5 protein-coding genes are annotated in these 4584 nt (G+C 62.0%); 4 read left to right on the plus strand and 1 reads right to left on the minus strand.

What is annotated here, in order from left to right:
- Positions 1 to 268: 268 nt before the first annotated feature.
- Positions 269 to 1735: a benzaldehyde dehydrogenase gene (locus H926_RS0109710; RefSeq protein ID WP_022676122.1), complete on the plus strand. Its 1467-nt coding sequence runs from the start codon at positions 269 to 271 to the stop codon at positions 1733 to 1735.
- Between the two features lie 378 nt (positions 1736 to 2113).
- On the opposite strand, the gene H926_RS31670 is transcribed toward H926_RS0109710, so the two are convergent.
- Positions 2114 to 2871 (minus strand): IS5 family transposase gene (locus H926_RS31670; RefSeq protein WP_148291698.1). Its coding sequence is split into 2 segments (ribosomal slippage): positions 2114 to 2538 and positions 2538 to 2871, totalling 759 coding nucleotides; the frame shifts between segments, so codons are not numbered across the junction.
- A gap of 46 nt (positions 2872 to 2917) precedes the next feature.
- On the opposite strand from H926_RS31670, the gene H926_RS26630 reads away from it, so the two are divergent.
- The 3 genes from H926_RS26630 to H926_RS31680 form a co-directional block, all read left to right on the plus strand.
- The gene (locus H926_RS26630) at positions 2918 to 3478 is read left to right on the plus strand and encodes a hypothetical protein (RefSeq protein WP_022676125.1); all 561 of its coding nucleotides are present in this window, start codon (positions 2918 to 2920) and stop codon (positions 3476 to 3478) included.
- A gap of 408 nt (positions 3479 to 3886) precedes the next feature.
- On the plus strand, positions 3887 to 4105 hold the full coding sequence (locus H926_RS0109730) for a YdcH family protein (protein ID WP_022676126.1): 219 nt from the start codon (positions 3887 to 3889) through the stop codon (positions 4103 to 4105).
- Between the two features lie 32 nt (positions 4106 to 4137).
- Positions 4138 to 4584 (plus strand): carbonic anhydrase (locus H926_RS31680; protein WP_305809474.1); only part of this gene is annotated, 447 nt, incomplete at its 3' end.

Consider the following 4584-nt stretch of genomic DNA (forward strand, 5'->3'; position numbering starts at 1 on the left):
ATGTTCTGACGACGGACAGTGCGTGTCGATTTCAGGAGCGTAATGACGAGAGTCGACTGCCGTCCAATACAGATCTTGTATCTATCCAATACCCTGACGGTAGCTCGCCACGGTCGCCTGCGTACCACCAATTGGCTTGTAGACCGAAAACAACGCCTAAATTAGGGTCATCATATCCACTGGGTATCGGTGAGCGACCTCAACGGTCTTTGCGGCCCGATGTTGATCGAAGGTACGCTATGCCAAACGAAAAGCTAGGAGAGCGGAAGTGACGGACAGCACAAAACTGATCGGAGACGAGCAGCTTAGCGGCGGGGCGTTCACCGGGAGCTGGACAACGCTGTCGACAACGACAGACGTTCAAGAACCTGCAACGGGAGCGACGTTAGGCAAGATCGGCATCGCCAGCCCCGACGACATCGCGGCGGCTGCCGCGAGTGCGCGCGCCGCTCAGAAGGCATGGGCCTCCGATACTCCGGATAATCGGGCAGCCGTTTTTCCAAAGGTTGTGCAGGTTGCAACCGAGCGGTGGGACGAGATCGTCGAGTGGATCATGCGCGAGAGTGGATCGGTCAGAGCGAAGGCCGAATTCGAACTGTCTATAACCATCAAGTCGATCTCGCTTGCGGGTGCCATGCCACAGCAAGCGCAGGGGCTTGTGCTGCCGAGCGAGCGTGGGCGCATCAGCCTCGCCCGTCGCCGACCGTTAGGCGTCGTAGGCATCATCGCCCCGTTCAACTTTCCGCTCTATCTGGCGATGCGCGCAGTCGCACCAGCGATCGCGGTCGGCAATGCAGTTGTGCTAAAACCCGATCCGCGCACGTCCATTTGTGGCGGCTTCGTGATCGCCCGGTTGTTCGAGCTTGCGGGTCTACCAAATGGCGTCCTCCAGGTACTGCCGGGACGCGGCGACGCGGGCGAGGCGCTGTGCCGTGATCCGAACGTCGCCATGATTCAATTTACTGGATCTACCGCCGCTGGTCGGATGGTAGGCAAGACGGCCAGCGAAAACCTGAAAAAGGTCTCGCTGGAACTTGGCGGTAAAAATTCTTTGATCGTCCTCGAAGACGCGGATCTCGAACTGGCAGCCAAGAATGCCTCATGGGCGAGCTATCTTCATCAGGGACAGATTTGCATGTCTGCAGGGCGGGTGCTGGTGCATGCGACCATCGTCGAGGAGTTCACCAAGCGCCTCGTAGCTCACGCGGAAGCGCTGCCGGTGGGCGATCCAATGTCCGGGCAGGTCGCGGTTGGACCGCTCATCAACCAGACGCAAGCCGACCACGCCCGCAAGGTCCTAGATGGAAGCGTTGCCCAAGGTGCGAAGGTAGCTGCGGGTGGCACGTCCGATGGTTTGTTTTTCAAGCCGACCGTGCTGACAGGGGTAAGCAAGGACATGCCTGCGTTCAGCGACGAAATCTTCGGGCCTGTGGCGGTTGTCGTACCGTTCGAGAGTGATGAACAGGCGATCGCGCTCGCCAACGACACTGAATACGGCCTGTCCGCGGCGATCATCACCCGCGACGTTGGACGCGGTATGGCCATTGGTGACCGCCTTCAGGCGGGTCTGGTCCACATCAACGACCAAACCGTGAACGACGACGTCGTTAACCCTTTCGGTGGTGTCGGAGCATCTGGTAACGGAACATCGATCGGCGGCCCGGCGAACTGGGAAGAGTTTACGCATTGGCAGTGGACGACCATCAAGGGAACAGCACCCGCTTACCCTTTCTAGAATGCCTTCGAAAATTATAGTTCGATTGAAATGTGAGGTGTGCCACGAGGACTGTGGCATACCCGTCAATGAACACACGCAAACCCATAACGCTTGGCCGCTGATCGGTACCAGGCGGTGTTCGACGCCGCATTGAAACGAATCTACATAGAGCGAGGATTAAGACATAACCTCACCCATGTGTCCAAGCATCGAGGTGGAGCACCCGACTGTCTCGCGGGCCTATCGTTTGTAGGACAGTCGCCAGCAGTAAATTCAACGCGCCGACACCGTCTTGCGAGCGCACATAAGGCAGAGCTTCAATCCTCAAAGGAGCTCTGCGGTGCCGTTTGGTAGGGTGCCCTTTGGTCCTCCTTGGTTAGGGTCAGGACTCGTTGATCACAGCCAGAAGATGACGGTGGCAGCGAGAGCGATTGCGGAGAAGAAGGCGGTGGGGCAGCGGTCGTAGCGGGTGGCGACCCGGCGCCAGTCCTTGAGGCGGCCGAACATGATCTCGATGCGGCTGCGACGCCGGTAGCGGCGCTTGTCGTACCGGACCGGTTCGTTGCGCGACCTGCGGCCTGGGATGCAGGGCTGGATGCCTTTGGCCTGGAGGGCATCCCTGAACCAGTCGGCGTCGTAGCCGCGATCACCAAGCAGCCACTGCGCCTTCGGCATGTCATCGAGCAGCGCTGCCGCACCGGTGTAGTCGCTGACCTGGCCCGCGGTCATGAAGAAGCTCAAGGGGCGCCCGTTCGCATCGGCGATGGCGTGAAGCTTGGTGTTCATGCCGCCTTTGGTGCGGCCGATCAGGCGGCCGAGATCCCCTTTTTAACCCGCAGGCTCGATGCCGTGCGGTGAGCCTTGAGGTAGGTTGCGTCGATCATGACCGTCTGCGGCTCGGCGCCAGCTGCAGCCAGACCTTCCATCATTCGCGTGAACACACCGGCCTCGCCCCAACGCTTCCACCGATTGTACAGCGTCTTGTGTGGCCCATAGGCGCTGGGCGCATCTCGCCAGCGCAGCCCATTGCGATTGACGAATACGATGCCACTCAGCACCCGCCGATCGTCTACCCTCGGCCTCCCGTGGCTCTTGGGAAAGAACGGCCGCAGCCGCTCGATCTGCTCATCCGTCAGCCAAAACAGGTCACTCATCCCGGTCTCCTTGCGGAGCCTGAATCAGATCGCGACGCTCACATCAATGGGTCCTGACCCTAAGGAGGGTGCTCCCTCCCCCGCCATCGCCAACGCGCGCACCGAACTCGCCTATGTCCGCCACGCCAAAGGGCCGATCTATCAATCGCACCTTCTCACCTATCTAGGCGTCCGTCAGGTCGATGCCGTCGTGACGCCCCAGCAGACGCCGTTGGAGCGCGTGCGGGAGATCGGCGCGGCGCTTGGCGTCCAGATCAACAACCAGCAGCCGGCGCAGATCCAGCGCGCCGTGCGGTCGCTGGAGCGGCCGATCCTGCCCCCCGGCCACTCGCCGGGGCAGGAGCGGCTTGCCGAACTGTTCCTGAAGAACACGCCGGAGAAGAACCAGGCCGATCCGCGCCTCGCGCCCGCCCAGGCGATCGTTGACGCGGCCATGAAGACCGCGCGCGATCGGGGCGAGAGCGCGCGCATGGTCGGGACCATCGGGGAGTCGACGCGCCAGCTCGTCGCGGATCGGATCAAGGCGGGCGGATCGCTGGACGGCGAAATCGGCCGCGCGACCCCGGCGCAAGCGCCGGCGCCGCGCGATAAGGACCGGAGCCGCTGACGGTGTTGGGAGGACGGGGGCATGTGCAATCGGTATCGACTATCGGCCAAGCAGGCGGCCGTCATGCGGGCGTGCGGGTTCGAGCCGCCCTATCGCGAGGATGAGACCTACCCGGTGCCGCGCGAGATCTTCCCTACCGGGAAGAAGACAGCGCGGCACGGCCTGGTCGTGCCGCGATCGTCCCAAGGCAAGAGCGAGCATAGTCGATATTTCGCAACCCACATATAGTGCCAGTCTATTAGTCTAGGATGGTCCTTTCGATTGTTCCTCTCAGGCCTGTTTAGCTAGCTCTCAGCAGTGGCCCGGGCCCCTCTGGCGACGACCCGCAAGGTCGCTGCGATGTCGGACCACTCATGGCGCTTCCCTGCGGGGCGGCGTCGTTCGACAGCAGATGAGAGGACAGACCAGATGAAAGCCGGTGATCTCTTGCTCAGCGCCTATCGCGTCATCAGCCGCGAAGTCATGCGCGAACGTAAGCGTCGCTTCCCCGATCAGGAGCGGCTGAGTAAGCTGAAAAAGGAACGCCTTGCACTGAAAGATCGGCTCGCGCGGCATCAGCCCGCAACCGGGGCCACGCTGGCCATGGCGCTCCGGATCGTCGCCCGCGCCAAACGCGCCTTCGCCTGATCACGAAGGCTCTCGATTGAAGGATCGCTTCCATGTGTGAGATCAGCCTTTCTCGTCGTGCCCTGGTCACGGGTGCGGCAACCGTGACCGCCCTTGCTGCGGCCCCAGCGGCTGCGCAGGTTGCGCGTGCTCAAAGGTCCACGCGCGCTGTTCCTCCTGCGCCAACGAAGGACGGCAAGTCTGCCCTGAACCCCGATCAGGCGCTGCAGCTGCTGAAGGACGGAAATGCGGCGTTCCTCCGGGGTGAAATGATGGACCCGGACCTTTCGGTGCAGCGCCGACTTGATCTGGCGCGCGGCCAAGCCCCCTTCGTCGCTTATGTGTCCTGCTCCGACAGCAGAGTGCCGCCTGAGCTGTTGTTCGGCCGCGGTCTGGGCGAGATCTTCATCGTGCGGAATGCCGGCAACACGGTCGATACGGTCGCAAAGGGCTCGATCGAGTTCGCGGTGGCGGTGCTGGGCGGGCTCTGTTGCAAAGAT

Source organism: Novosphingobium sp. B-7, from assembly GCF_000410615.1.
GTDB lineage: Bacteria > Pseudomonadota > Alphaproteobacteria > Sphingomonadales > Sphingomonadaceae > Novosphingobium > Novosphingobium capsulatum.

Coding starts and splice junctions, on each gene's coding strand:
- H926_RS26630 (WP_022676125.1), top strand. CDS start 2,918: ATGGGTCCTGACCCTAAGGAGGGTGCTCCCTCCCCCGCCATCGCCAAC.
- H926_RS0109730 (WP_022676126.1), top strand. CDS start 3,887: ATGAAAGCCGGTGATCTCTTGCTCAGCGCCTATCGCGTCATCAGCCGC.